This is a genomic window from Herbaspirillum sp. CF444 (assembly GCF_000282135.1).
In the GTDB taxonomy this organism is placed as follows: domain Bacteria; phylum Pseudomonadota; class Gammaproteobacteria; order Burkholderiales; family Burkholderiaceae_D; genus Herbaspirillum.
Genome location: NZ_AKJW01000058.1, coordinates 176,298 through 200,456, shown reverse-complemented (window position 1 = coordinate 200,456; position 24,159 = coordinate 176,298). Strand labels below are relative to the sequence as shown.

At 60.4% G+C, this 24,159-nt stretch carries 27 protein-coding genes; 8 read left to right on the top strand and 19 right to left on the bottom strand.

Features of this window, described 5'->3' with window-relative positions; all coding sequences use genetic code 11:
• The first annotated feature begins 294 nt into the window (after positions 1–294).
• From ychF to PMI16_RS11425, 3 genes are all read left to right on the top strand, one after another.
• Positions 295–1,386 carry a redox-regulated ATPase YchF gene (ychF, locus tag PMI16_RS11435; protein ID WP_007879604.1) on the top strand — a complete coding sequence of 364 codons (1,092 nt, stop codon included), beginning with the start codon at positions 295–297 and terminating at the stop codon, positions 1,384–1,386.
• 29 nt (positions 1,387–1,415) lie between these two features.
• The gene (locus tag PMI16_RS11430) at positions 1,416–2,324 is read left to right on the top strand and encodes a class I SAM-dependent methyltransferase (protein WP_007879603.1); all 909 of its coding nucleotides are present in this window, start codon (positions 1,416–1,418) and stop codon (positions 2,322–2,324) included.
• Between the two features lie 115 nt (positions 2,325–2,439).
• The gene (locus PMI16_RS11425; RefSeq protein WP_007879602.1) at positions 2,440–3,534 is read left to right on the top strand and encodes a GGDEF domain-containing protein; all 1,095 of its coding nucleotides are present in this window, start codon (positions 2,440–2,442) and stop codon (positions 3,532–3,534) included.
• 71 nt (positions 3,535–3,605) lie between these two features.
• On the opposite strand, the gene PMI16_RS11420 is transcribed toward PMI16_RS11425, so the two are convergent.
• From PMI16_RS11420 to PMI16_RS11380, 9 genes are all read right to left on the bottom strand, one after another.
• On the bottom strand, positions 3,606–4,493 hold the full coding sequence (locus PMI16_RS11420; protein ID WP_034380119.1) for a DMT family transporter: 888 nt from the start codon (positions 4,491–4,493) through the stop codon (positions 3,606–3,608).
• A 77-nt stretch (positions 4,494–4,570) separates the two neighbouring features.
• Positions 4,571–6,157 carry a rhodanese-related sulfurtransferase gene (locus PMI16_RS11415; RefSeq protein ID WP_007879600.1) on the bottom strand — a complete coding sequence of 529 codons (1,587 nt, stop codon included), beginning with the start codon at positions 6,155–6,157 and terminating at the stop codon, positions 4,571–4,573.
• The gene (locus PMI16_RS11410) at positions 6,154–6,768 is read right to left on the bottom strand and encodes a cysteine dioxygenase (protein WP_007879599.1); all 615 of its coding nucleotides are present in this window, start codon (positions 6,766–6,768) and stop codon (positions 6,154–6,156) included. The genes PMI16_RS11415 and PMI16_RS11410 overlap by 4 nt, the downstream gene beginning before the upstream one ends.
• Positions 6,769–6,983: 215 nt before the next feature.
• A complete protein-coding gene (locus PMI16_RS11405; protein WP_007879598.1) occupies positions 6,984–7,241 on the bottom strand; it encodes a YfhL family 4Fe-4S dicluster ferredoxin in 258 nt (85 codons plus the stop codon).
• A gap of 71 nt (positions 7,242–7,312) precedes the next feature.
• A complete protein-coding gene (gene coaD, locus PMI16_RS11400) occupies positions 7,313–7,801 on the bottom strand; it encodes a pantetheine-phosphate adenylyltransferase (protein ID WP_007879597.1) in 489 nt (162 codons plus the stop codon).
• 50 nt (positions 7,802–7,851) lie between these two features.
• Complete coding sequence (gene rsmD, locus PMI16_RS11395) at positions 7,852–8,490, bottom strand: 16S rRNA (guanine(966)-N(2))-methyltransferase RsmD (protein ID WP_007879596.1); 639 nt, start codon at positions 8,488–8,490, stop codon at positions 7,852–7,854.
• A gap of 3 nt (positions 8,491–8,493) precedes the next feature.
• Positions 8,494–9,810, bottom strand: coding sequence for a M16 family metallopeptidase (locus tag PMI16_RS11390; protein ID WP_007879595.1), 1,317 nt, complete (start codon positions 9,808–9,810; stop codon positions 8,494–8,496).
• A 44-nt stretch (positions 9,811–9,854) separates the two neighbouring features.
• Positions 9,855–10,526, bottom strand: a complete 672-nt coding sequence (locus PMI16_RS11385) for a ParA family protein (RefSeq protein ID WP_007879593.1) — start codon at positions 10,524–10,526, stop codon at positions 9,855–9,857.
• Between the two features lie 94 nt (positions 10,527–10,620).
• A complete protein-coding gene (locus tag PMI16_RS11380) occupies positions 10,621–12,012 on the bottom strand; it encodes a M16 family metallopeptidase (protein ID WP_007879592.1) in 1,392 nt (463 codons plus the stop codon).
• 162 nt (positions 12,013–12,174) lie between these two features.
• Here PMI16_RS11380 and ftsY point away from each other — a divergent pair, with 162 nt between their 5' ends.
• From ftsY to rpoH, 4 genes are all read left to right on the top strand, one after another.
• Positions 12,175–13,236: a signal recognition particle-docking protein FtsY gene (gene ftsY / locus PMI16_RS11375; protein WP_034380023.1), complete on the top strand. Its 1,062-nt coding sequence runs from the start codon at positions 12,175–12,177 to the stop codon at positions 13,234–13,236.
• A 46-nt stretch (positions 13,237–13,282) separates the two neighbouring features.
• Positions 13,283–13,975 (top strand): cell division ATP-binding protein FtsE, encoded by a 693-nt coding sequence (locus PMI16_RS11370; RefSeq protein WP_007879588.1) that lies wholly within the window; start codon positions 13,283–13,285, stop codon positions 13,973–13,975.
• Positions 13,972–14,895, top strand: coding sequence for a permease-like cell division protein FtsX (ftsX, locus tag PMI16_RS11365; protein WP_007879586.1), 924 nt, complete (start codon positions 13,972–13,974; stop codon positions 14,893–14,895). The genes PMI16_RS11370 and ftsX overlap by 4 nt, the downstream gene beginning before the upstream one ends.
• A gap of 330 nt (positions 14,896–15,225) precedes the next feature.
• Positions 15,226–16,116 carry an RNA polymerase sigma factor RpoH gene (rpoH, locus tag PMI16_RS11360; RefSeq protein ID WP_007879584.1) on the top strand — a complete coding sequence of 297 codons (891 nt, stop codon included), beginning with the start codon at positions 15,226–15,228 and terminating at the stop codon, positions 16,114–16,116.
• Positions 16,117–16,196: 80 nt separating this feature from the next.
• Here the strand turns inward: rpoH and PMI16_RS11355 are convergent, their stop codons facing one another.
• The 5 genes from PMI16_RS11355 to PMI16_RS11335 all read right to left on the bottom strand — a co-directional run bounded on the left by PMI16_RS11355 (position 16,197) and on the right by PMI16_RS11335 (position 20,155).
• The gene (locus tag PMI16_RS11355; RefSeq protein WP_007879581.1) at positions 16,197–16,790 is read right to left on the bottom strand and encodes an SCO family protein; all 594 of its coding nucleotides are present in this window, start codon (positions 16,788–16,790) and stop codon (positions 16,197–16,199) included.
• On the bottom strand, positions 16,790–17,683 hold the full coding sequence (cyoE, locus tag PMI16_RS11350) for a heme o synthase (RefSeq protein ID WP_007879580.1): 894 nt from the start codon (positions 17,681–17,683) through the stop codon (positions 16,790–16,792). Before cyoE ends, PMI16_RS11355 begins: the two co-directional genes overlap by 1 nt.
• A 1-nt stretch (position 17,684) precedes the next feature.
• The gene (locus PMI16_RS11345; RefSeq protein ID WP_007879579.1) at positions 17,685–18,821 is read right to left on the bottom strand and encodes a COX15/CtaA family protein; all 1,137 of its coding nucleotides are present in this window, start codon (positions 18,819–18,821) and stop codon (positions 17,685–17,687) included.
• Positions 18,822–18,828: 7 nt separating this feature from the next.
• The gene (locus PMI16_RS11340) at positions 18,829–19,347 is read right to left on the bottom strand and encodes an SCO family protein (protein ID WP_237719851.1); all 519 of its coding nucleotides are present in this window, start codon (positions 19,345–19,347) and stop codon (positions 18,829–18,831) included.
• 88 nt (positions 19,348–19,435) lie between these two features.
• A complete protein-coding gene (locus tag PMI16_RS11335; protein ID WP_034380021.1) occupies positions 19,436–20,155 on the bottom strand; it encodes an SURF1 family protein in 720 nt (239 codons plus the stop codon).
• Positions 20,156–20,242: 87 nt separating this feature from the next.
• On the opposite strand from PMI16_RS11335, the gene PMI16_RS11330 reads away from it, so the two are divergent.
• Positions 20,243–20,443, top strand: coding sequence for a twin transmembrane helix small protein (locus tag PMI16_RS11330; protein WP_034380018.1), 201 nt, complete (start codon positions 20,243–20,245; stop codon positions 20,441–20,443).
• A 121-nt stretch (positions 20,444–20,564) separates the two neighbouring features.
• Here the strand turns inward: PMI16_RS11330 and PMI16_RS11325 are convergent, their stop codons facing one another.
• The 5 genes from PMI16_RS11325 to ctaD form a co-directional block, all read right to left on the bottom strand.
• Positions 20,565–21,425, bottom strand: coding sequence for a cytochrome c oxidase subunit 3 (locus PMI16_RS11325; protein ID WP_007879575.1), 861 nt, complete (start codon positions 21,423–21,425; stop codon positions 20,565–20,567).
• Between the two features lie 115 nt (positions 21,426–21,540).
• The gene (locus tag PMI16_RS11320; RefSeq protein WP_007879574.1) at positions 21,541–21,756 is read right to left on the bottom strand and encodes a DUF2970 domain-containing protein; all 216 of its coding nucleotides are present in this window, start codon (positions 21,754–21,756) and stop codon (positions 21,541–21,543) included.
• 52 nt (positions 21,757–21,808) lie between these two features.
• Positions 21,809–22,354, bottom strand: coding sequence for a cytochrome c oxidase assembly protein (locus PMI16_RS11315; protein ID WP_007879570.1), 546 nt, complete (start codon positions 22,352–22,354; stop codon positions 21,809–21,811).
• Complete coding sequence (locus PMI16_RS26455; RefSeq protein ID WP_237719848.1) at positions 22,351–22,458, bottom strand: cytochrome oxidase small assembly protein; 108 nt, start codon at positions 22,456–22,458, stop codon at positions 22,351–22,353. Before PMI16_RS26455 ends, PMI16_RS11315 begins: the two co-directional genes overlap by 4 nt.
• 32 nt (positions 22,459–22,490) lie before the next feature.
• Positions 22,491–24,119: a cytochrome c oxidase subunit I gene (gene ctaD / locus PMI16_RS11310; RefSeq protein ID WP_007879569.1), complete on the bottom strand. Its 1,629-nt coding sequence runs from the start codon at positions 24,117–24,119 to the stop codon at positions 22,491–22,493.
• Between the last annotated feature and the right edge of the window lie 40 nt (positions 24,120–24,159).

The window sequence follows — 24,159 nt, the reverse complement described above, 5'->3', positions numbered from 1 at the left end:
CTCCAAAGGCGACATTGTAGAGCAAAAAGAACAATTGCTTTTGACCAGGCCATAGCGAGTGTAAATACAAACCAACGCCAGACCCGCCTTTTAACATACAGAAACAAATTGGAAACACTTCAGCGCACCATTCCTGGTGCGTTGCGGCATTCTTGCCGTGTTTTTGCAAATTGCCCGACGATCCTCCCGGCTTTGCCGAAGCCTGCGTCCGCAAGCGGCCAAACCGCGCCTAAAGCTATAGTTAGGCGGCCCGACTTGCTACAATACCGCTTTTGATCAAGAAAGAATTTTGTCATGAGCCTCAAATGCGGCATCGTGGGCCTGCCCAACGTCGGTAAATCGACCCTGTTCAATGCCCTGACCAAGGCGGGCATCCCCGCCGAGAACTATCCGTTCTGCACCATCGAACCGAACGTCGGCATGGTCGAAGTGCCCGATCCGCGCTTGCAGGCGCTGGCAGACATCGTCAAACCGGAACGCATCCTTTCGGCAACAGTGGAATTCGTCGACATCGCCGGCCTGGTCGCCGGCGCATCCAAGGGCGAAGGCCTGGGCAACCAGTTCCTGTCGCACATCCGCGAAACCGACGCCATCGTCAACGTGGTGCGCTGCTTTGAAGATCCGAACGTGATCCACGTCTCCGGCAAGGTCAGCCCGCTCGACGACATCGCCGTGATCCAGACCGAACTGGCGCTGGCCGACATGGGCACCGTCGAAAAAGCCATCCACCGCGAACAGAAAAAAGCCCGCTCGGGCGACAAGGACGCCGCCAAGCTGGTGGCCCTGCTGGAACGCATCATGCCGGCGCTGGACGATGCCAAGCCGGTGCGCGCACTGGGTCTGGACGCTGAAGAAATGGCGCTGATCAAGCCGCTGTGCCTGATCACGGCCAAACCGGCCATGTATGTCGCCAACGTCTCCGACACCGGTTTCACCGGCAACCCGCTGCTGGACCAATTGACCGCCTACGCCAAGGAACAGGGCGCGCCGATCGTCGCCATCTGCGCCGCCATCGAATCGGAAATCGCCGACCTGGACGACGCCGACAAGGCCGAATTCCTGGCCGACATGGGCATGGAAGAACCGGGCCTGGATCGCCTGATCCGCGCCGGCTTCAAGCTGCTCGGCCTGCAAACCTACTTCACCGCCGGCGTCAAGGAAGTGCGCGCCTGGACGGTGCCGGTCGGCGCCACCGGCCCGCAAGCCGCCGGCGTGATCCACACCGACTTCGAACGCGGCTTCATCCGCGCGCAGACCATCGCTTACGAAGACTACATCGCCTACAAGGGCGAAGCAGGCGCCAAGGAAGCCGGCAAGATGCGCGCCGAAGGCAAGGAATACATCGTCAAGGACGGCGATGTGATGAACTTCCTGTTCAACGTCTAAGCAGTTCGTCTGACCTACCGGCACATTCCATGAGCAGCAAGAAGCAAACCAAACCTGCGGCGGCCGGCGCTGCCGCAGGCGCCGGTACAGCGACGGCCATTCCCGATATCCGCCCCGGTCAATCGATCGAGCTGCTCAAGGAACTGCACATCCTGACGCGCGACGGCAAGCTGAACCAGGACAGCCGTCGCAAGCTCAAGCAGGTCTACCACCTGTACCAGTTCATCGAGCCGCTGCTGCAGGAAATCCGCGGCCGGCATCCCGATGTCAGCGTGGTCGATCACGGCGCCGGCAAGTCCTATCTCGGCTTCATCCTGTACGACCTGTTTTTCAAATCGCTGGAGGGTGCCTCGCGCATCTACGGCATCGAAACCCGCGAAGAACTGGTGCAGAAATCGAGCGAGCTGGCACGACGCCTCGGCTTCCCCGGCATGTCCTTCCTCAACCTGTCGGTGGCCGATTCGATCGAATCGCCCGCCCTGCCCGCGCAGATCGACATGGTCACGGCGCTGCATGCCTGCGACACCGCGACCGACGACGCTATCCATTTCGCGCTGAAAAAACAGGCGCAATTCATGGTGCTGGTGCCCTGCTGCCAGGCCGAAGTCGCTTCGGTTCTCAACCGCAACAAGGGCCAGTCGCTGGGCCGCACGTCGCTGACCGAACTCTGGCGCCATCCGCTGCACACGCGCGAATTCGGCAGCCAGGTCACCAATGTGCTGCGTTGCCTGCAACTGGAAGCGCACGGCTACCAGGTCAGCGTCACCGAATTGGTCGGCTGGGAACACTCGATGAAGAACGAACTGATCATCGCCCGCTACAAGGACCTGCCGCGCAAACGACCGACCGAGCGCCTGCAGGAAGTCTTGCAATCGCTGGGGCTGGAAGAAATGGGCGAACGATTTTTTACCGGTCTATCGCCATCCGCAGCGCGGTAATGGTAAGCTTGTGCGCCCTCGTGATGCCGATTGAATATGGCGCCGCGGGCAACAGGGAACGTGGGCGGCATGCACCACGTTAGGGAAAAAGAGCGGCTGCAAGACCGGATCAACGATGAAAAGCGCTGTCGACACTCAAGCATTGATCGAAGAGAATCAGCAGTTGCATGCTGAGATGCAGGATCTCCTGGAGCAAGCACGCATCAACCAGCAGATCATGCAGCGCCATCAGGCTTTCGACCTGCGCCTGATCGGCTCCGGCGAATTCCGCGACCTGATTGAAACGGTATCCTTGCTGATGCCGAACACGTTCAATCTGGAAATCGTCACCCTCACCCTGATCGACCACGATTTCGACATCCGCCGCATCCTGCAGGACCTGCAGATCGGTCTCGATGAATATCCCAATTTGCTGTTCCATGTCGAAGGCGGCACGTCGCTGCCTCAGGACAAACCGACGCTGGGCCCGTACCAGCCGACGCTGCACACTCCCCTGTTTCCCAGCTACCAGCCGGCCAGCGTGGCGGTGCTGCCGCTCATGCGCCATCAGAAGCCGATCGGCTACCTGGCGCTGGGCAGCGCCCACGAAGGACGCTTTACCGGCAACCTGGCGACCGACTTCATCGAACGCCTGGCCTCGGTGGTCGCCATTTGCCTCGAAAACGTCATCAACAACGAGCGCCTGAAACACATCGGCCTGACCGACCCGCTCACCGGCGTCAACAACCGTCGCTACATCGAACAACGCATGCAGGAAGAAATCGGCCGCGCCCAGCGCGAGCGTTCCGCGTTGTCCTGCCTGTTCATCGACATTGATCACTTCAAGCGCGTCAACGACAAGTTCGGTCATCAAAGCGGCGACGACGTGTTGCGCGAAGTGGCCACACGAATCAAAAAAGAATTGCGTCTGAGCGACTCGCTCGGCCGTTACGGCGGCGAAGAATTCATCGTGCTGCTCACGCAGGCGACCGTGCAAGACGCTGCCCGCATTGCCGAGCGCATCCGTGCCAGCGTGGCCCAGCAAGCTATCCTGATCGCCGGCGCCGACGAAGCGCTGAAAGTCACCGTCTCCATCGGCGCCGCCGCGCAAACGCCGCCGGACCGCAGCATTCCGGCCGACATGGCGCGCCAGAAGCTGGTCGCCCGCGCCGATGAAGCCTTGTACCGCGCCAAGGAAAGCGGCCGCAACCGCGTCGTGCTGGCGGACTAAGGGCCACTGACAAAACGTCGATGGCAAGGCGCGCCGGCGCAGACAGTACGAATGTACCTTAGAGCTCTACATCAGTGCCCTGACGGCAGCACCCGCTTGTCGCGAATCAGCCATGGCGTCGCGATGATCAAGGCGCCGCCGATAAAATCCTGCACGCGCAATTCCGCCGCCCCCATCCACCATGCCGATGCAGCGGCGACGATGATTTCCACCAGCATCACAACCGCCGTGATATTGACCGGCAGACGCGCCACGCCGTATTGCAGGCACAGGTTGGAAATCATGAACAGCACCGACCACAAGGCCAGCGTCGGCACCGACGGCGCGCCGATGGAAGCCGGCCACGCAATCACACCGGTCACCGCGAGCGCAGCGCCCAACGCCAGCGACAGCACTGCTCCGCCGCCCAGCATCGCAATCGAGCGCGCACCATCGGCCACGCCGTGCAAACGGCGCAACATCACATTGCTGAAGGCAAAGCTCAAACCACCGAGCAAGGCCACCCAGTCGGCCAGGTCATGCGGCAGCGGCACGCCGATGGACGGCTGATACAACACGATCAGCGCGCCAAGCAACCCCAGTGCAATACGCAGCACCGCAGGCCGGGTGATCGGTTCGTGCAGCACCAGGCGCGCCAGGATCACGGCCCAGATCGGCATCAGATAAAACAGCAGGACCACGCGCACCACATCGCCGAAGGCCACGGCGCCGTTGAACGCAATGTTGTTGACGCCGGATGCCACCGCGACGTACAGCAGCTCGGGATGCTTGCGCAGTGCGGGAATGGATTTACGCTTGAGCAGCAACAGCCAGATCGTGCAGAACGAAAAAATGATCGCGGTCGCCCATATCGGATGGATGCCCTGCTGCTGCAAGGATTTGAAGGCTATCCAGGACAAGCCCCAGATGGTCGTATTGACGAGCAAAGCACCGACGGCCCGTGGCGAAATAGGTTGCATGTAGTCCTGCAGAAAAGAAAACGCGACCGTCATTGTAATCGGGTCGCGCCGTTCTCGATTTACTCTGCAGAAATACGCTATATCACGTAGAACCCATGCGTGCCGTCGCGTCCGAGCTGCTCGACCAGGCCGAATTCCCAATCGAGGTAAGCCTGCATGGCCGAAGCCGGATTGTCGGTACCTTCGTATGGACGGCGGTAGCGGTCGATGCGCGGCGACGCCAGCGCGGTTGCGCCGGTCTCGATCGGCAAGCCGGCGGCCTTCCAGCCATTGTCGCCCCCCTCCAGCAAGAACACCGGTTTGTCGGTCAACGCAGCCAGATCGCCGATCACGTACGCCGCCAGCAAGCTGCTGCCGCAAGTGACGACATAGCGCTCGGCCGGCGGCACGGCTTTCAATGCCTCGGGTAATTGCGAGCGCAGCGCGAACCAGGCGCCGGGAATGTGTTGCTTGACGTAGTTGGCGCTGGTGGCGAAGTCGAGTACGACGGTGCCGTCCTTGCGCTCCAGCCAGGCGGCCAGGGTTTGCGGCGAGATTTTTTCCGACTGCGGCGCGGGCGGCAGCTCACGCTTGGCCGGGCCCTGTTCGGACAATTGCTGCGCCGTCACGCCGTCGAGCACATAGACTTCCCACGCCATTTGCGCCAGCCACGATGCCGTCATGTTGGCGCGCACGCCATCGTCGTCGACCAGTACGATACGGGCGCCGCGCACGGTGGCATTGGATTCGGTCTCCTGCACCAGTTGCCCGCCGGGCGCACTGAGGAAGCCCGGCAAGTGGCCGGCTTCATATTCCTGCGGCGTGCGCACGTCGAACTGATAGGTCGTGCGCGTGGCATCGGCTCGGAAGGCCTGCAAACCCTGCCGATCGAGTCGTTTGACGCCGGCGCGATCCGCCACCGCACGCGCATCGCCGGCCGCCTGTACGCGCGTCTCCGTGGCGACGCCGACCGGAAACTGGCGGCTGTTGCCGTGCTCCAGCTGTTGCCCCGCCAGCGTCCAGCCGATGGTGCCGTTGCGCAGCGCATGCACCTGATTCGGAATGCCGGCGTTGACCAACGATTGCGTGCCGATGATGCTGCGCGTGCGGCCGGCGCAATTGACGATGACGCGGGTACGGGGATCCGGCGCCATTTCGCGTACGCGCAGCACCAGCTCGGCGCCCGGCACGCTGACCGAGGTCGGGATGTTCATGTTCTGGTATTCGTCGAAACGGCGCGCATCCAGCACGACCACGTCTTCTTTGGCGTCGAGCAGAGCCTTGACTTCTTCTGCGGACAAGGACGGCGTGTGGCGCTTGCTTTCCACCAGTTCGCCGAAGGATTTGCTCGGTACGTTGACGTCCTGGAACAGCTCGCCGCCTGCGGCCTTCCAGCCGCTGACGCCGCCGGCCAGGATGCTGACGTTGCGGTAGCCGAGCGCGATGAAACGGACAGCGGATTGTTCCGCCAAACCTTCGCCGTCATCGAGTACGACGATGGCGGTGTCGCGGCGCGGAATGCGCGCATAGGCCAGCAGCTCCAGATGCGAGAACGGCAGGTTGGCGGCGAACAGCGGATGCGCTTCGGCGTGCGGCGCCTCTTCGCGCACGTCGAGCAGCGCGATCTCGCGGCGCGCCAGAAGATCGTCACGGACTTGCTGGAAGCTGCGGGTAGGAATGCTCATCTTGTTGTCGTCTCCTGGGACAGGTCCCAAATATTAGGTAAGGTAGTGTTGGAATAACCCGAAATGAATGCCTTGCGCGTGCCGTCCGGCTGATACACGGAACGATGCACTGCGCCGATGTTGGCACCATACACGTGGATGCTGATCGATACCCTGTCGTCGTAGGCATTGCGCACGCGATGGATGTCGTCCAATCCGTCCACATTGGGCGAGACTGCTTCCACCATGCCGGGCGTCAATTGTATCGGTTCTCCGAAAGGCTGGAGCGCGCCGGCATTTTCGTCTTGCCTTCGATAGGATTGCGAGTATTCCGAACCGCGCAGCATGCCGATCAATCCCCAGACCGTATGGTCGTGCACCGGCGTTTGCTGCCCCGGCCCCCAGACAAAACTCACCACGGAAAATCGCTGTGCCGAGTCGACATGAAGCAGGTATTGGCGATAACGATCCGGATCGGGCTGGGCGCATGCTTCCGGCAACCAGTCGTCGACGGCGACCAATTCGCGCAAGAGCGATGATCCCTCGCGGATGATGCCGGCTTCGCCGGATTCACGCTCCAGCAAGGCGGCAAATGAAGTGACGAAATGGCGCAGGCGCTGATGATTGGGCATGGCGGTTTTCCAGACAAAAGAGGATTGAAGCGCGGCAGAGCGGCGCAACGACAGACGAAGGAAATGGCTAAAGAACAGACAAGCGACGATGATACCGCGCCAGAACGGCACAACAGAAATACTGACTACCGATAAGCAAGCAGGATTTTCTTATGGCGCCACGAGGATGTGGCGGATGCGGCAAGGATGCCGGGGGGATGTACGTGGAGAGCCCTTCAGCCTTTGGCCGCAACCTGCAAAGTTTCGTACTTGACCATCAGTTGTTCTTTGGATTCGCGCCAGGCCGGATCGAAGGGGATGCAGGCGACCGGGCAGACTTGCTGGCATTGCGGCTCGTCGAAATGGCCGACGCATTCGGTGCATTTGTTGGGGTCGATTTCATAGATCTGCGGCCCCATGTAGATCGCTTCGTTCGGGCACTCAGGCTCGCAGACGTCGCAGTTAATGCAATCATCGGTGATCATCAGTGCCATAAATACTCCGCTCTCTTCTCATACAACCTGCCTTGCCCGCAGAGGATGCGGACAAGGCAATTACAAATCAGCTACAGATCCATCTTCGCCATCTTTTCCTTCAGCCATTTTTCGACCGAGGGGAATACAAACTTCGACACGTCGCCGCCCAGCAGGGCGATTTCGCGCACGATGGTGCCCGATATGAATTGATATTGGTCCGACGGCGTCAGAAACAAGGTTTCCACGTCGGGCAACAGATAACGATTCATGCCGGCCATCTGGAATTCATATTCGAAGTCCGATACCGCGCGCAGGCCGCGTACGATGACGCGGGCGTTGTTTTGCCGCACGAAATCCTTGAGCAGCCCGGAAAAACTTTCCACCTGGACATTTGGATAATGTCCCAGTACTTCATTCGCTATCGACAGGCGCTCCTCGAGGGAGAAAAACGGCTTCTTGTTTTTGCTGTCCGCTACGCCCACGACCAACTTGTCAAACAATCCCGATGCGCGTCTTACCAGATCTTCATGGCCACGTGTCAACGGATCGAATGTTCCCGGATAAACAGCTGTCACCATCAGGGTCTCTCCTCACCAGCTAAGCAATCAGAACGCGCATTATGCCTGAATTAGCTAATGTTTTTGCGCCGCAATAAGTGATAAAACACCACGCCAGCCTTATCGGCCCGCACAACTTCCCAGGGCGCCATCCAGTCCGGGAGCGCATCGCCCTCCAGCGAATGTTCCGACTCCACGTACATCAGACCGCGGTTCGCCAGAAGCTGCTCGCATATCGGCATGATTTTCGCCAACCAGTTTTGATGATACGGCGGATCGGCAAAAATAAGCTGAAATCCGTTTGCAGTTGTGGCACGCGTGCTCAGCCCCTGCAATAGCGCCAGCGCATCGCCGCGCTGGATCTCGACTTGCGCCGCCTGCAGTTTTTCCTTGTTGGCTTCAAGCTGGCGCACGGCCGGGGTGTGATTCTCGACCATGACGACGCGCTGCGCGCCACGGCTGGCGGCCTCGAAGCCGAGCGCGCCGGAACCGGCGAACAGATCGAGGCAGCTCATCTGCTCCCAGTCGCCGTCGATCAGATGCGTCAGCCAGTTGAAGACGGTTTCGCGCACGCGGTCCGGCGTCGGCCGCAGGCCTTCGGCATCCAGCACCGGCAGCGGCGTGCGCTTCCACTGGCCGCCGATGATGCGGACCTGGTGCGCGCTGCGGCCATGCGCCGCGATGCCATGTTTTCTTACGGTCTTGCTCATATTTTATTCAGCCTCGCCCACCACGACAGTCGTCAATTGATCGGGCGCAATTTTACGCTTGAAGGCATCGCGAATCTGTACGGTCGTGACTTTGCCGATATTGGCCGTCCAGGTGTCGAGATAATCCAACGGTAAACGGTAATAACCGATCACCGCCAGGTTGTCGAGAATCTTGCGATTGTTGTCGATACGCAAGGCAAAGCCGCCGATCAGGTTGTCCTTGGCCGCTTTCAGCTCGGCCGCCGTCGGGCCATCCCTCAGATAGGCCGCCAGCGTGCTGCGCACCACGCCGAGCGCTTCATTGGTCTGTTCCCGCTTGGTCTGCAAACCGATCTGGAACGGACCTTTTTGCGCCAGCGGCGAGAAATAGCTGTAGACGCTATAGCTCAATGCCCGCTTCTCGCGCACTTCATTGGTCAGACGCGACACAAACCCGCCGCCGCCGAGAATGTAATTGCCGACCGTCAGTGCGAAAAAATCCGGATCGCCGCGCACCAGCGCCGGCATGCCGATCAAAATGTGGGATTGCGATGCCGGATGTGCAATGCGCTGCTCCGCCGCCTTGCCTGCGACCACTTCGGGCAAGGCCGGCAGCGCGGCGCCTTGCGGCAACTGCTGCGTCAGGCGTTGTGCGATCTGATCCGCCTGCCTGCGCGTGACGTCGCCGATCATGGCGATGACGGCGCGGTTGGCGACGTAATGCATGCGATGGAAATTCACCAGATCATCGCGTGTGATGGCGGCGACCGAGGCTTCGCTTTCCTGGCGCGCATACGGGTGTTCGCCATAGAGAGCAGCCCAGAACGCCTTGTTGGCGATGTCCTCGGCCTTGGTTTGCGATTCCTTGACGTCGGCGATGGTGCGCGCCCGGTCGCGGGCGAACAAGTCTGCAGGGAAACTCGGCTGCGCCAGCGTGCGCGCCAGCAAGTCCACTGCGACGTCACGCTCGGTCGCGCTCGATAACATGCGCAAGGTGACGCCGGCGCGATCCAGGCTGGCGCCGCCGCCGCGCTGCGCCGCCACGTCGGCGAAACCATCGAGGATCTGCGCTTCCGACAAGGCCGGCGCATCGCCGGCGACAGAGGCGCCGCGCGTCAGCATGGCATTGGTCAGCGACGCCAGTCCGGATTTTCCAACCGGATCGCGGCGCGTGCCGGCATCGAATTCGACGCTGAGATCGAGCATGGGAATTGCATGGTTTTCGACGAACAGCACGCGCGCGCCATTGGGCAAAGACCACGACTGAATCTGCAGGGCCGCCTGCGCCTGCCCGGCAAAACAAGCGAGCAGCGTCGCACAAACCAACCAATATTTTTTCATCTTGATGCTGACTAAATAATCTTAATGATAAGTAGAGACCACGCTCACTGCGGCGGCATGGCGATGGCCGCAACGGCAGGCGCGGGAATCGGCCGGCCTTCGACCCAGTCGATGATGGGCTGCCATTGCTCGATGTCGCGCTGCACGCGCGAAGGCGCGATATCCCACAGCGTCAGGCCGTGCGCCGCCAGTTGCACGTAGTTCTGCGTGTCGCGCAGATAGCTCAGCACCGGCAGGTTCAGGCCTTCGATGAAGCGGTGCAACTGATCGGCCGAACGCGTGCGCGCGTCGACGCGCATGCCGACGATGCCGACGTCGATTTCGCCTTGCCGCACGGCTTTTTCTTCCGCCAGACGGCGCAGGAAATCCTGTGTCGCAAGGATGTCGAAAATCGACGGCTGCAAAGGCACGATCACCTTGTCCGCCATTTTGAGGACGTCGTTCAGGCGCCATCCATGCAAGCCCGCCGGCGTATCGAGCACCACGTGCGTGGTGCCCTTGGGCGGCTTGGCGATGTAGTCCTCGCTGATGTCCCAGGTGGCGATCTGCGTCGCCGCCGGCGGCCGGATGTTGAGCCAGGCGCGCGCCGATTGCTGGCGGTCGATGTCGCCCAGCAGCGCGCCATGCCCGCGGCTGGCGAAATAGCCGGCAAGGTTGGTGGAAAGAGTACTTTTACCTACGCCGCCTTTGGGGTTCGCAACGACGATCACTGGCATGTTCTTCCTCCATAAGAGTGCAATGCACGGATAGTTTTTGGGACAAACATCATCAAGTCACATCGTCAAGTCAATACTGCGACAAACCCGGTGCTTACCTGAGCGGCCCCGGCGGCGGTCCGAGCTTCTTGCCCGACAGGGGCAGCGGCTCCAGCGTGGCCACGGTCAGCTTGTCGTCGGTGAAATACTTCTGCGCGACGGCCTGCACTTGCTGCGGCGTCACGGCTTTGAGCTTGTCGACGATGCGGTCGATGTTCTTGTGCGACAGGCCGGACATTTCCATCACGCCGATTTCCATGGCCTGGCCGAAGATGGAATCGCGCTTGTAGATTTGCGAGGCGATCAGTTGCGTCTTCACACGCTGCAGTTCCTGCTCCGACACGCCCTCCTTCGCAATGCGCGTGACTTCGGCGCGCAGCAATCCTTCCAGTTGCGCGGTGGTGGTGCCGGCAGTCGGACTGCCTGCGAGCGTGAACAGGGTCGGGCCGCGCGTAATGTCGTCGTAGCCGGCGCCGGCGCTGTTGGCGACCTTGTCGGTGCGCACCAGCTTGTCGTTCAGGCGCGCGTTGTCGTAGCCGTCGAGCACCGCGGACAGCACGTCCAGCGCGTAGGCATCCTGATCCTTTTCTACATCGCGTAGCGTCGGTACCTTGAAAGCCAGGATCACGTACGGATTTTCGGCCGGCGCCTTGACGGTGACGCGGCGCAGGCCATGTTGCTCCGGCTCGTTTTGCGGTTTGCCGCGCACGATGGTTTTGGAGGGAATGGCGCCGAAATGCTTCTGCGCCATCGCGACGACCTTGTCGGCGCTGACATCGCCGCTGATCACCAGCGTGGCGTTGTTGGGCGCGTACCAGCGGCGATACCAGGCTTCGATGTCGGCGATGCTCATGTTTTGCAGGTCGTCCATCCAGCCGACCACCGGGTGATGGTAAGGGTGGGCGACGAAGGCGGCGGCGTTCAGCGCCTCGTTCATCAAGCCTTGCGGCTGGTCATCGGTGCGCCAGCGGCGCTCTTCCATGACCACGCGGATTTCCTTGGCGAATTCGTTCTTGTCGAATTGCAAATTGCGCATGCGGTCGGCTTCCAGCGCCATGACCGCTTCCAGACGGGTGTGCTCGACTTGCTGGAAGTAAGCGGTGTAATCGCGATTGGTGAAGGCGTTCTCGCGGCCGCCGAGCTCGGCGACCAGGCGGCTGAACTCGCCGGTCTTGTGCGTTGTGGTGCCCTTGAACATCATGTGCTCCAACGCATGGGCAATGCCGGTGGTGCCGTTGGTTTCGTCGATGGAGCCGACCTTGTACCAGACCATCTGCACCGCCGTCGGCGCGCGATGGTCTTCCTTGACGATCACTTTCATGCCGTTTTTGAGCACGAACTCCGAGGCGACGGAAGGCGCGGACTGGGCCAGAACGGCAGGGCCCATGGCCGCCAGGCAGCCGAATAACAAACCGGTCGACAGGATTGCGCTGATCTTCAATTTCATTCGCTGTGCTCTGATAGAATGCGGGGGCTAGTCAAGGAGTGCCCGGACGGCAATATTCCGGGCCAATTGTACCTTGTTCATTGCGTTTTCCCGCCGGGAAACCAGGGAAACGCGCCCCCATCCGACACCGCAGCCACATTCGACGAATCAGCCCAGCATCCGATGTTTAGTTTCTTCAAGAAAAAGCCCCAGCCAGAACCCATCGTCGCCAAGGAAGCCGCGCCGGCGCACGTTCCCGCAGTGACCGCAACGCCGACACCGGTATCGGTGCCCGCCGCTGAAGAAATCGTCGAAACCGCCGAAATCGCCATACCGTCGCCCGAAGCCAAGCGTTCGTGGCTGGCCCGCCTCAAGAGCGGCCTGTCCAAGACCTCCAGCAACCTGACCACGCTGTTCATCGGCGCCAAGATCGGCGACGAGCTCTACGAGGAACTGGAATCGGCCCTGCTGGTCTCGGACGCCGGCGTCGAAGCCACCCAGTTCCTGCTCGATTCGCTCAGGAAGAAGGTCAAGGACGAAAAACTGACCGAAGCCGACCAGGTGCGCCAGGCCTTGCGCGCGCTGCTGATCGATATGCTGCGCCCGCTGCAGAAGCCGCTGGTGCTGGGCCGCCATCAACCGCTGGTGATGATGATTGCAGGCGTCAACGGCGCCGGCAAGACCACCACGATCGGCAAGCTGGCCAAGCATTTGCAGGCGCATGACCAGTCCGTGCTGCTGGCCGCCGGCGACACCTTCCGCGCGGCCGCGCGCGAACAGCTGACGATCTGGGGCGAGCGCAACAACATTACCGTAATCGCCCAGGAATCGGGCGATCCTGCGGCCGTCGCCTACGATGCCGTGCATTCGGCCACGGCGCGCGGCACCAATGTCGTCATGGTCGACACCGCCGGCCGCCTGCCGACGCAACTGCACCTGATGGACGAACTGAAAAAGATCAAACGCGTCATCGGCAAGGGCATGGACACCGCGCCGCACGAAGTACTGCTGGTCATCGACGGCAATACCGGCCAAAATGCGCTGGCGCAGGTCAAAGCTTTCGACGACGCGCTGGGCCTGACAGGCTTGGTGGTGACCAAACTGGACGGCACCGCCAAAGGCGGCATCCTGGCGGCGATCGCCAAGACCCGGCCGGTGCCGTTGTACTTCATCGGCGTGGGCGAACAGATCGACGATCTGCAAGCCTTCGACGCCGAAGAGTTCGTGGATGCGTTGCTGAGCTGACAAATAAGCTGAAGTAAGCCAAAAAGAAAAGATCAAACAACCGACGATGATTGAATTCGCCAAGGTCTCCAAACAATACTCGCGCGACGTGTTCGCCTTGCGCGACATCACGCTGTCGGTGCAGAAAGGCGAATTGCTCTTTCTCGCCGGTCCGTCCGGCGCCGGCAAATCCACTTTGCTGAAAATGATCGCCGCCATGGAACGTCCCAGCAGCGGCACGCTCAGCGTCAACGGTCAGAGCATCAACACCATCAAGCCTTCCGGCATGCCGTATCTGCGCCGCAACCTCGGCCTGATCTTCCAGCAGCAGCGCCTGCTGCAGGACCGCAGCATCCTGGCCAACGTCATGCTGCCGCTGATCGTGACCGGCGCCGCCCGTTCGGACGCCGAGAAACGCGCCCGCGCCGCGCTGGACAAGGTCGACCTGCTCGACAAGGCTGCGTCGGGGCCGCAGGAGCTCTCCGGCGGCGAGCAGCAGCGCGTGGCGATTGCCCGCGCCATTGTCAACCGCCCGCAAATCATCCTGGCCGACGAGCCCACCGCCAATCTCGACCGCGACAACGCCAACAAGGTGCTGGCGGCGCTCAAGTCTTTCCACGGCGTCGGCGTGACTTGCCTGATTTCGACCCATGACGAGCAATACCTGACCGGCGCCGACCGCATCGTGTACCTGGATCGCGGCCGCATCGTCGATGGCTGGCACAACGGCGTCAGCCATCCGGTGGAGATTTCGCAATGAACTGGCTGCGCCAACATTTCTTCGCCCTGGCGGATGCCTTCAGCCACCTGCTGCGCTCGCCGGGCAACTTCGTGCTCAACGTGCTGGTGGTGTCGATTGCGCTGGCGCTGCCGTTCGCCGGCCTGACCGTGCTGGAAAACGTGCGGCCGGTGTCGGAACAGCTCGCCGTCGAGCCGGAAATCAGCATCTTCCTGAAGATGGACGTCTCGCGCGACAAGGCCACAGCCCTGAGCACGACCATCAACGGCATCCTGCAAAGCAGCGGCAGCACGGCCAAGGTCGAATTCACGCCACGCGAAAAGGCTTTCGATTCGCTCAAGAGCAAAACCGGCCTCAATGACGTGCTGGCGACGCTGGGCTCGAACCCGTTGCCGGACAGTTATGTCCTGAAACTTTCCGGATTTCAGAATGCGATGGACGCCAGCCGCGTCGACGACATCGCGCAAAAGTTGAAGGCCATGCCCGGCGTCGACACGGTCCAGATCGATTCGGCCTGGGTCAAGCGCCTGGCTGCATTGCTGCGCATCTTGCGGCTGGTGCTGCTGTTTCTGGGCGTTACGCTGGGCGCGGTGGTGGTCGCGGTGGTGTTCAATACGATCCGTTTGCAGGTCATGACGCAGTACGAAGAGATCGAAGTATCGCGTCTGCTGGGTGCGACCAACGCCTTCATCCATCGCCCCTTCTACTACACCGGCGCGCTGCTCGGGCTGTGCGCCGGCGGTCTGGCGCTCGTACTGGTGGTGCTGTCCTTGCAGCCGCTGAACATGGCCATCACCGATTTCGCCCGACTGTATGCGTCGGAATTCCGCCTGGCGCCGCCCAGCATCCAGGCCATCGCCTTCCTGCTCGGGGCCAGCGCCCTGCTCGGCCTGTTGGGCGCCATGCTGTCCGTGAAGCAGCATCTTTCCCGGTTGGCCTGAGCTCTCCAACATTGCGGCCGCCCTTTCGGCATCAATCAAGGCAATAATTCCCCGATGGAAATTATTGCCTTGATTGCATTGTTGCTTTGCAAAATTTGTTACAGCTTTCTGGTTGAAAGAAGCAACTTTGGACCTCAGCTTCCCTCTAATTCCTGCGATGAAAGCCAATTGCATCAAAAACAACCATAGATATTAGCTATTCCTTCCTTCCAGATTCGTTATTAGCACTCCCTTGGAAGGAGTGCTAGAATAGTTGATAGAAATACTCCAGCTTTAAGGCAACTGCTTAATTTATGCATCGCTTCCTCATTTAGGAACCAAGGAGAATCAATGAAATCAGCTACTGCACTCATGCCCGTCGAGACCAATGCGCTTGCGCTCGGCTTCTCCGGCAGCCTGGGCAATATCGACGCCTACATTTCGGCCGTCAACCGCCTGCCTATGCTGACGCAAGCTGAAGAAGTTTCGCTGGCGCGCAGTCTGCGCGACAAGAACGACCTCGCTGCAGCGCAAAAACTGGTGCTGTCGCACTTGCGCCTGGTGGTCTCGATCGCCCGCGGCTACCTGGGCTACGGCCTGCCGCACGCCGACCTGATCCAGGAAGGCAATATCGGCCTGATGAAGGCGGTCAAGCGCTTCGACCCGGATCAGAACGTGCGCCTCGTGTCATACGCGATGCACTGGATCAAGGCCGAGATGCACGAGTACATCCTGAAGAACTGGCGTCTGGTCAAAGTGGCGACCACCAAGGCCCAACGCAAGCTGTTCTTCAATCTGCGCAGCCACAAGGAAGGCCTGGACGCCATGACACCGGCGCAAGTCGACGCGCTGGCCAAGACGCTGGACGTCAAGCGCGAAGAAGTCATTGAAATGGAAACCCGCCTGTCCGGCCGCGACGTCGCACTGGAAGCGCCGACCGACGACGAAGACGACAAATTCGCGCCGATCGCCTACCTGTCCTCGGACAACAGCGAACCGACCCGCGTGATGGAAGCCAAGCAATACGACCGTCTGCAATCGGAAGGCCTGGAAGCTGCGCTGAGCAAGCTCGACGACCGTTCGCGCCGCATCGTGGAAGCACGCTGGCTGGCCAACGACGACGGCAGCGGCGCGACGCTGCACGAACTGGCTGATGAATTCGGCGTGTCCGCCGAGCGTATTCGCCAGATCGAAGCGGTTGCCCTGAAGAAGATGAAGGGCGCGCTGCAGGCGTTTTCCTGATCGGCGACAAGTAACACGCAGCAATGAAAAAGGCGCTCTTTGAGCGCCTTTTCTTTTGCCTTTTTGCTGACGTATTCCGGTCAGGACAGCAGCAATTTCAAATCATGCACGATGGGCTCCGCACCCTGGCCATGCTTGACGAACAGGCGGATATGCCCCTGCGGGTCAAACACATAGCTGCCGGCGGTATGGTCCATCGTATAACTGCCCGGCGTCTTGCCCGGCACCTTCTGATAGAACACCTTGAATTCCTTGGCGACCTTGGCGGTTGCCGCCTCATCGCCATACAAGCCGAGGAAACGCTTGTCGAAAGCCGGTACGTACTGCGACAGGATCTGCGGCGTATCGCGCGCCGGATCGACGGTGACGAACAGCACCTGCACCTTGTCGGCTTGCGGGCCGAGTTCCTTCATCACATTGGCCATCTCGGCCATGGTGGTCGGGCAGACGTCCGGACATTGCGTATAGCCGAAGAACATCACGACCGCCTTGCCCTTGAAATCGGCCAGGGTGCGCGGCTTGCCGTTGTGGTCGGTCAGCGCGAAGTCTTTTGCGTATTCCAGGCCGGTGACGTCGGTGTTGACGAACTTCTCGGTATTGCCCTGGCATGCCGCCAGCATCAACGTGGACAAGGCCAGCAACGCTGCCGGCAACAACGAACGCAAACGCTTCATCAGAAAGTCCTGAACAGGAAATAGTGATCGACCAGCAGCACCGCAAACAACAGGGACAGATAAATGATCGAATAGGTAAATGCCTTGCGCGCGATCAGGTCCGTGTAGTGGCGATAAATCTGCCAGGAGTAATAGAAGAAAATGGCGCCCAGCACGACGGCGCTGGCGAGATAGATCAGACCGCTCATGCCGACCGCGAACGGCAACATGGTGGTGGCGATCAGCGCGATCGTATACAGCAGGATCTGCAGCTGCGTGAACTTCATGCCATGCGTGACCGGCAGCATCGGCAGGCCGGATTTCGCATAGTCGTCGCGACGGTACATGGCCAGCGCCCAGAAATGCGGCGGCGTCCAGATGAAGATGATCAGCACCAGGATCCAGGCCTGCATCGGCACGTCATTGGCGACGGCAGCCCAACCCAATGCCGGCGGCATCGCGCCGGACAGGCCGCCGATGACGATGTTTTGCGGCGTCGACGGCTTGAGAATGATCGTGTAGATGACCGCGTAACCGACGAAAGTCGCCAGCGTCAGCCACATGGTCAGCGGATTGACCAGAGCGTACAGCACCCACATGCCCATGCCGCCGATGACCCCGGAAAACACCAGCGTCTGCACTACGGTAATTTCGCCGCGCGCCATCGGACGGCGTGCGGTGCGGGCCATGCGCGAATCGATTTCGCGCTCCACCAGGCAATTGATGGCGAACGCGGCGCCGGCCAGCAGCCAGATGCCGATCGTGCCGAACACGACCTTGCGCCAGTCCGGCAATTCCGGCGTGGCCAGGAACATGCCGATGACGGCGCAGAACACCGCGAGCTGCGTCACGCGCGGCTTGGTCAGCGCCCAATACTGGGCAATTCGGTTGGTTTGTACGGTCAATGTGGTCATGTCAGATTGTCGGCGCAGTATTTTCCCCGGCATGCGGGACGGAAACACGGGCCGTTTTCCCCTCGGCAAGCGGTGCGTACCTGGCTTTGTAGTTTAGCATGACCAGCAAAAGCAGAAGTAAGGCCGCCCCACCATTGTGCATGACGGCAATCGCCAGTGGCCAGTTCAGGTAAATCGTCGATAAGCCGGTCACTAGCTGCAAGGCCATCACGATCAGCAGCCAGCATCCGGTTTTGCGCAAGCCGGCATCCTTGAGTGCCCTGTGCGCCAACCATGCGACATAGGCGATCACCACGAAAGCGAATGAGCGGTGCACCCAGTGGATCGCGGTCAGGGCCGGAAACGGCAGGTATTCGCCGTCGGCGGTCTTGCCCAGATGGCGCCACAGCGTAAAGCCGTTCTCAAAATCCATCTGCGGAATTACTGCGCCGTGACAAAGCGGAAAGTCGTTGCAGGCCAGCGCCGCGTAATTGGTGCTGACCCAGCCGCCCAGCGCAATCTGCACGATCAGCAGCAACATGCCGATCAGCGCCGGCAACGCCAGTGCCCGGCCCGGCGTCGACACCGGCACATGCTCATTCTGCCGCCCCCCCAGCCAACCCAGCATCGCCAGCAGCGTCAGGCCGAGCAGCAAGTGGATGGTGACGATGATCGGCTGCAGTTTCATGGTCACGGTCCATGCGCCGAACGCACCCTGCAGACACACGAACAAGAACAGCGCGGTCGGAAACCATGGCCGGAACTTGATCTCGATGTGACGCGACTTGATCCAGCGCCGCCATGCAACCACCATCAGGATGATGATCAGCACGCCGACCGCCATCGCCAGATAGCGGTGAATCATTTCAATCCAGGCTTTGGCGACGGTGACGGGACCGGTCGGCATGACTTCTTGCGCGGCGCTGATGTGCTCGTGCGCCAGCAGCGGGTTGGAGTGGCCGTAGCATCCCGGCCAGTCGGGACAGCCGAGACCGGAATCGGTCAGGCGCGTAAAGGCGCCGAACATGATCAGGTCGAAGGTCAGGAACAGCGTGACCCAGACCAGCTTGCGGTATTTGTCGGCGTCGTTGGAAACCCAGGTCAGCGTCAGCGGAATCAGCGCGACCAGCAAACCCATGACGGCAAGTTGAATCAGCATGGCCGTCTTATCCTATCGCCGATGCGCGCAGCAATTTGCCGATGTCTTTTTTCATCTTGTTGGGATCGGCATCCTTGGGGAAGCGCAGCATCAGGTTGCCCAGCGGGTCGATGATGTAGATATGGTCTTCCATGGCCGTGCCTTCGTCGGTCGGCAACCAGGCCTTCAACAGTTTGGCGTCGACGCGCAGCATGTCGGTGCCGTCGTACTCGCGCATGAGCACGGTGTCGAGCGGTTTGGCGTCGGTGATCAGCCAGACGCGTTCGACGCGTTCCATTTCCTTGCCTTGCATCAGGCGCAGCTGGCGCATGGCGAACAGGCGCGTCTTGCAGGCGTCGTCGCACTCGCCGCTCGCCACTTGCAGCATGACCCATTTGCCTTTGTAGTCTTCGAGCCTGGCCGGTTTGCCGTCGAGTTCGGTGCTGCCGAGCGCCGGAATCGGGTATTGGCGCGGATCGATCAGTACGCCGTAATTGGTGCGGCTTTGCGGCTTGATCACGTAGTAGGTGAGGTACGAGGCAATCATCGGCGCAGCGCACACGGCGACGACCAGCAACAACTTCCAGCGGCCGCGTTTGCGTTGCACTTCTGGTTGAATTTGTGGCACCAGCTCTTTACTTTTTTCCACTTCGAAATCCTGTCACAACAAAGAAAATAACGGCCATCAAGGCCAGTGCATACCATTGCACGGCATAGCCCCGATGACGTTCGATGCCCAGCGACGGTGCCGGCCAGTCGCGCACCAATCCGTCTTTCATCTCCCCGCCCTGCTCGATCAGAAAAGGCGCGAGCTTCAAATTGCTGGCGGCGGCGTAAGCCGGAAGATCCAGATTCTGCATGATGGCGCCTGGCTTCGGCGCCTCGGCTGTGCCCAGTTGCAGCAAATGACCGGCGTCGCGACGGATCACGCCCTCGATCTCGACCACGCCCGCCGGCGTCGGCAAAACAGGCACCTTGGTACGATCACCGACGTCGCGCGGCGTCCAGCCGCGTTCGACGAGTACCGAGGTATCCGAATCCGCTATTTTAAACGGGGTCAGCACATAGAAGCCCGGCGCGCCATTGTAAGGACGATTGTCGAGGTAACTGGTCCACGAAAAAATGAATTCGCCCTTCACCCTGACGTGCCGGTATTCGCTCTGTCCTACGTCGAGCTGTTGCGCATTGCCGGCCAACGCCATTGCAGGCGCAGCCTGGCGCTCGGCCATTTTGTCCTGGATGGCCTGCTTCTCGTCGCCGCGCCGCGTCTGCCACTGCCCCAGCGACACGCCGATGGCCGCGACAATCAACGTCGCCACCAGCGGAATCCATCTAATGCGAAATCTGATTGGCATTACAATGTCATTTCACTCAATACGACAAGAGTCTCTACGCAGCCGGCAGCTTTGCCGACTGCCGATGCAGACATTTCCGCTCCCACCATGAAAATCATCGTCGCCATTGCTTTCATCCTGATCATCGGCAGCCTTGCTTCCGCGCTCCTGTTTCTGATGCGCGACAAAGGCAAGAGCAACCGCACGGTGTACGCGCTGACCTTGCGCGTGGGGTTTTCGGTGCTGCTGTTCATCCTGCTGCTGATCGCCTATAAATTCGGCTTGATTCAGCCTACCGGCATTCGCTGACGACAACTTGGACAGAGGGGCAAGCCAAAGATTACACGTCTGCTGAATATTTTCGAGCCATCGCCTGATCGTAAAAAAGCCGCACCGAAGTGCGGCTTTTTATTTGGCGAGGCGTCGGATCTTACAGCCAGTAGACCACCACGTAGAGGCCCAGCCAGACCACGTCCACGAAGTGCCAGTACCAGGCGGCGCCTTCGAAGGCAAAGTGGTGTTCCGGCGTGAAGTGACCGCGCAGCACGCGATACAGCACCACCGACAACATGATCGCGCCCATCGTCACGTGGAAGCCGTGGAAGCCGGTCAGCATGAAGAAGGTCGAACCGTAGACGCCCGAGGTCAACTTGAGGTTCAGCTCGGTGTAGGCATGGTGATATTCATAAGCTTGGAAGCCCATGAAGATCGCGCCCAGCAGGATCGTCGCAAACAGCCAGATCGCGGTCTGTGCACGATGACCGGCGCGCAGCGCGTGGTGGGAAATCGTCAGCGTCACGCCCGATGTCAGCAGCAAGGCCGTATTGATCGTCGGAATCGGGAACGGTCCCATGGTCTGGAACGATTCGATCGTGCCGGCCGGGCCGGTGTTGCCCCAGTGTGCGGCAAAGTCGGGCCAGATCACCTTGTGATCCAGGTCGGCCAGCCACGGCATGGTGATGCTGCGCGCGTAGAACAGGGCGCCGAAGAAGGCGGCGAAGAACATCACTTCCGAGAAAATGAACCAGCCCATGCTCCAGCGGAACGAGGCATCAATGCGCTCGTTGTACTGCCCGGATTCGGACTCGCCGATGGCCTGGCCGAACCACTTGTACAGCACCACCAGCACGGCAAGGATGCCGATGATGTTGAGCGCCATGCCCCAGGAATGACCGTTGACCCAGGCCGACGCGCCGGCCATGGTAAGCAGCATCGACATGCCCGCCAGCACCGGCCATTGCGATGGACCGGGTACGAAATAGTACGGTGCTTTAGCGTGTTGAGAACTCATCTCCATCTCCCAATACAAAATTCGGATCTTTTATAAATGACTGCTTCGGATTGGCACTGCAACATCCCTTGGTTGATTCAGCGTCGCTTCGCCGAGCGCTTATGTTTACTGATTATTACTGAGCCACCACCATCTTTACTATCAGTACCAACACCGTCACAAAAATCGCTGCGCCGATGACGCCGGCAATGATGACGTGCAGCGGGTTCAGCTTCGCGGCGTCGCTTTCGTAATCGCTGCGCTTGCGCACGCCGAAGAAAGACCAGAACACCGCCTTCATCGTCGCCGCAAATGATGCCTTGCGCTGCGTTGCATCTTTCAAGTCGCTCATTTGCCGCTTTCCTTCTTGACCGCAGGAAGCAGATGTCTGCGTCCGGTTTGCTTCAGCTTGCCTTCTTGTTCAGTCCTTCGATTTCGAAGAACGTATAAGACAGCGTAATCGTCTTCACATCCTTGGGCAAAGCCGGATCGATGTAGAACACCACCGGCATCTGCTTGGCCTCATTCGGCCCCAAAGTCTGCTGCGTAAAACAGAAGCACTCCACCTTCTTGAAGAAGGCCGCCGACTGCTGTGGCGCGTAACTCGGTATCGCCTGCGCATCGACGCTGCGCGCCTGCGTGTTGACCACTTCGTACAGCACCTGCGTCATTTCGCCAGGATGCACCTGCATGCTCGCCACCGTCGGGCGGAAGCGCCACGGTCCTTGCGAATTACCGTCGAACTCGATCGTCACGGTGCGGCTTTTGTCGATCTGGCTGTTCGTCGGCGCTTCGACCGTCACATCCTTGGGCGTCAGGAAATTGACGCCGGTTACTTCGCAGATCTTCTTGTACACGGGAATCAACGCGTACCCGAAACCGAACATCAGGACGGCGATGACCAGCAACTTCCCCAGCATCTGCCGATTCAGTTTGCGATCGGTCGTCATTTGAACCAGATGCGGTTGATGAAGATACCCACGAAGAACCCTGCTGCTACCAGCGCCAGCAACAAGCCTGTGCGCAGATTGTTCGGCTTTTTACGATCTGTCATACAGAGTGGGCAGGACCAGCCTGCCGCTCCCTTTATTTAACTGTCGGCGGCGTTTCGAATGTGTGGAAAGGCGCCGGGCTCGGCACTGTCCACTCCAGGCCTTCTGCACCTTCCCATGGCTTGTCTTCCGCTTTCGCGCCGCCCTTGATCGACGGGATCACGACGAAGAACAGGAAATATACCTGCGACAGACCGAAGCCGAAGGCGCCGATGGTCGCCACCATGTTGAAGTCGGTGAATTGCGCCGGGTAGTCGGCATAGCGACGCGGCATGCCGGCCAACCCCAGGAAGTGCATCGGGAAGAAGGTCACGTTGAACCAGATCAGCGAGTTCCAGAAGTGGATCTTGCCGCGGGTTTCGTTGTACATGAAGCCGGTCCACTTCGGACCCCAGTAGTAGAAACCGGCGAACAGCGCGAACAATGAACCGGCCACCAGCACGTAATGGAAATGCGCCACCACGTAATAGGTATCCTGCATCTGGATGTCGATCGGGGTCACGGCCAGGATCAGGCCGGTGAAGCCGCCCATGGTGAACACGAAGATGAAGCCGACCGAGAACAGCATCGGCGTTTCAAACGTCATCGAACCGCGCCACATGGTGGCGATCCAGTTGAAGATCTTCACGCCGGTCGGCACGGCGATCAGCATCGTGGCGTACATGAAGAACAGCTGCGCGGTCACCGGCATGCCGGTGGTGAACATGTGGTGGGCCCAGACGATGAAGGACAGGATCGCGATCGATGCGGTCGCGTACACCATCGAAGCGTAGCCGAACAATTGCTTGCGGGCGAAGGCCGGGATGATCTGCGACACGATGCCGAAGGCCGGCAGAATCATGATGTAGACCTCGGGATGGCCGAAGAACCAGAAGATGTGCTGATACATCACCGGATCGCCGCCGCCTGCTGCATTGAAGAAGGAGGTACCGAAGTGACGGTCGGTCAGCGTCATGGTGATCGCGCCGGCCAGCACGGGCATCACGGCGATCAGCAGGTAGGCGGTGATCAGCCAGGTCCAGCAGAACATCGGCATCTTCATCAGCGTCATGCCGGGAGCGCGCATGTTGAGGATGGTGACGATGATGTTGATCGAACCCATGATCGACGATGCGCCCATGATGTGCATCGCGAAGATACCCATGTCCATGCCCGGGCCCATTTGCGTCGACAGCGGCGCGTACAGGGTCCAGCCGGCGGCAGTCGCACCGCCCGGCACCAGGAAGGAACCGGCCAGCAGCAGCGCCGCAGGCGGCAGCAGCCAGAACGAGAAGTTGTTCATGCGGGCGAACGCCATGTCGGAGGCGCCGATCTGCAGCGGAATCATCCAGTTGGCGAAGCCGACGAAGGCCGGCATGATCGCGCCGAACACCATCACCAGGCCGTGCATCGTGGTCAGCTGGTTGAAGAATTCGGGCCGGAAGAACTGCAGGCCGGGCTGGAACAGTTCGGCGCGGATCAGCAGCGCGAGGACACCGCCCGACAGCAGCATGGTGAACGAGAACCACAGGTACAGCGTGCCGATGTCCTTGTGGTTGGTGGCGAAGACCCAGCGGCGCCAGCCGTGCGGGTGGTCATGGTGTCCGTGATCATCGTGACCATGTGCGCCATGATCATGTGCGTGCGAATGATCGTGGCCGTGATCGACTACTGTTGTGCTCATTTCAGTCTCCCAATTCGATACGTGTGCGCGTACAAGGTAA

Excerpts from the sequence above, each read along its gene's own strand:
- ychF (WP_007879604.1), top strand. The coding sequence starts at position 295 with ATGAGCCTCAAATGCGGCATCGTGGGCCTGCCCAACGTCGGTAAATCG.
- PMI16_RS11430 (WP_007879603.1), top strand. The coding sequence starts at position 1,416 with ATGAGCAGCAAGAAGCAAACCAAACCTGCGGCGGCCGGCGCTGCCGCA.
- PMI16_RS11425 (WP_007879602.1), top strand. The coding sequence starts at position 2,440 with ATGAAAAGCGCTGTCGACACTCAAGCATTGATCGAAGAGAATCAGCAG.
- PMI16_RS11420 (WP_034380119.1), bottom strand. The coding sequence starts at position 4,493 with ATGCAACCTATTTCGCCACGGGCCGTCGGTGCTTTGCTCGTCAATACG.
- PMI16_RS11415 (WP_007879600.1), bottom strand. The coding sequence starts at position 6,157 with ATGAGCATTCCTACCCGCAGCTTCCAGCAAGTCCGTGACGATCTTCTG.
- PMI16_RS11410 (WP_007879599.1), bottom strand. The coding sequence starts at position 6,768 with ATGCCCAATCATCAGCGCCTGCGCCATTTCGTCACTTCATTTGCCGCC.
- PMI16_RS11405 (WP_007879598.1), bottom strand. The coding sequence starts at position 7,241 with ATGGCACTGATGATCACCGATGATTGCATTAACTGCGACGTCTGCGAG.
- coaD (WP_007879597.1), bottom strand. The coding sequence starts at position 7,801 with ATGGTGACAGCTGTTTATCCGGGAACATTCGATCCGTTGACACGTGGC.
- rsmD (WP_007879596.1), bottom strand. The coding sequence starts at position 8,490 with ATGAGCAAGACCGTAAGAAAACATGGCATCGCGGCGCATGGCCGCAGC.
- PMI16_RS11390 (WP_007879595.1), bottom strand. The coding sequence starts at position 9,810 with ATGAAAAAATATTGGTTGGTTTGTGCGACGCTGCTCGCTTGTTTTGCC.
- PMI16_RS11385 (WP_007879593.1), bottom strand. The coding sequence starts at position 10,526 with ATGCCAGTGATCGTCGTTGCGAACCCCAAAGGCGGCGTAGGTAAAAGT.
- PMI16_RS11380 (WP_007879592.1), bottom strand. The coding sequence starts at position 12,012 with ATGAAATTGAAGATCAGCGCAATCCTGTCGACCGGTTTGTTATTCGGC.
- ftsY (WP_034380023.1), top strand. The coding sequence starts at position 12,175 with ATGTTTAGTTTCTTCAAGAAAAAGCCCCAGCCAGAACCCATCGTCGCC.
- PMI16_RS11370 (WP_007879588.1), top strand. The coding sequence starts at position 13,283 with ATGATTGAATTCGCCAAGGTCTCCAAACAATACTCGCGCGACGTGTTC.
- ftsX (WP_007879586.1), top strand. The coding sequence starts at position 13,972 with ATGAACTGGCTGCGCCAACATTTCTTCGCCCTGGCGGATGCCTTCAGC.
- rpoH (WP_007879584.1), top strand. The coding sequence starts at position 15,226 with ATGAAATCAGCTACTGCACTCATGCCCGTCGAGACCAATGCGCTTGCG.
- PMI16_RS11355 (WP_007879581.1), bottom strand. The coding sequence starts at position 16,790 with ATGAAGCGTTTGCGTTCGTTGTTGCCGGCAGCGTTGCTGGCCTTGTCC.
- cyoE (WP_007879580.1), bottom strand. The coding sequence starts at position 17,683 with ATGACCACATTGACCGTACAAACCAACCGAATTGCCCAGTATTGGGCG.
- PMI16_RS11345 (WP_007879579.1), bottom strand. The coding sequence starts at position 18,821 with ATGCTGATTCAACTTGCCGTCATGGGTTTGCTGGTCGCGCTGATTCCG.
- PMI16_RS11340 (WP_237719851.1), bottom strand. The coding sequence starts at position 19,347 with ATGATTGCCTCGTACCTCACCTACTACGTGATCAAGCCGCAAAGCCGC.
- PMI16_RS11335 (WP_034380021.1), bottom strand. The coding sequence starts at position 20,155 with ATGCCAATCAGATTTCGCATTAGATGGATTCCGCTGGTGGCGACGTTG.
- PMI16_RS11330 (WP_034380018.1), top strand. The coding sequence starts at position 20,243 with ATGAAAATCATCGTCGCCATTGCTTTCATCCTGATCATCGGCAGCCTT.
- PMI16_RS11325 (WP_007879575.1), bottom strand. The coding sequence starts at position 21,425 with ATGAGTTCTCAACACGCTAAAGCACCGTACTATTTCGTACCCGGTCCA.
- PMI16_RS11320 (WP_007879574.1), bottom strand. The coding sequence starts at position 21,756 with ATGAGCGACTTGAAAGATGCAACGCAGCGCAAGGCATCATTTGCGGCG.
- PMI16_RS11315 (WP_007879570.1), bottom strand. The coding sequence starts at position 22,354 with ATGACGACCGATCGCAAACTGAATCGGCAGATGCTGGGGAAGTTGCTG.
- PMI16_RS26455 (WP_237719848.1), bottom strand. The coding sequence starts at position 22,458 with ATGACAGATCGTAAAAAGCCGAACAATCTGCGCACAGGCTTGTTGCTG.
- ctaD (WP_007879569.1), bottom strand. The coding sequence starts at position 24,119 with ATGAGCACAACAGTAGTCGATCACGGCCACGATCATTCGCACGCACAT.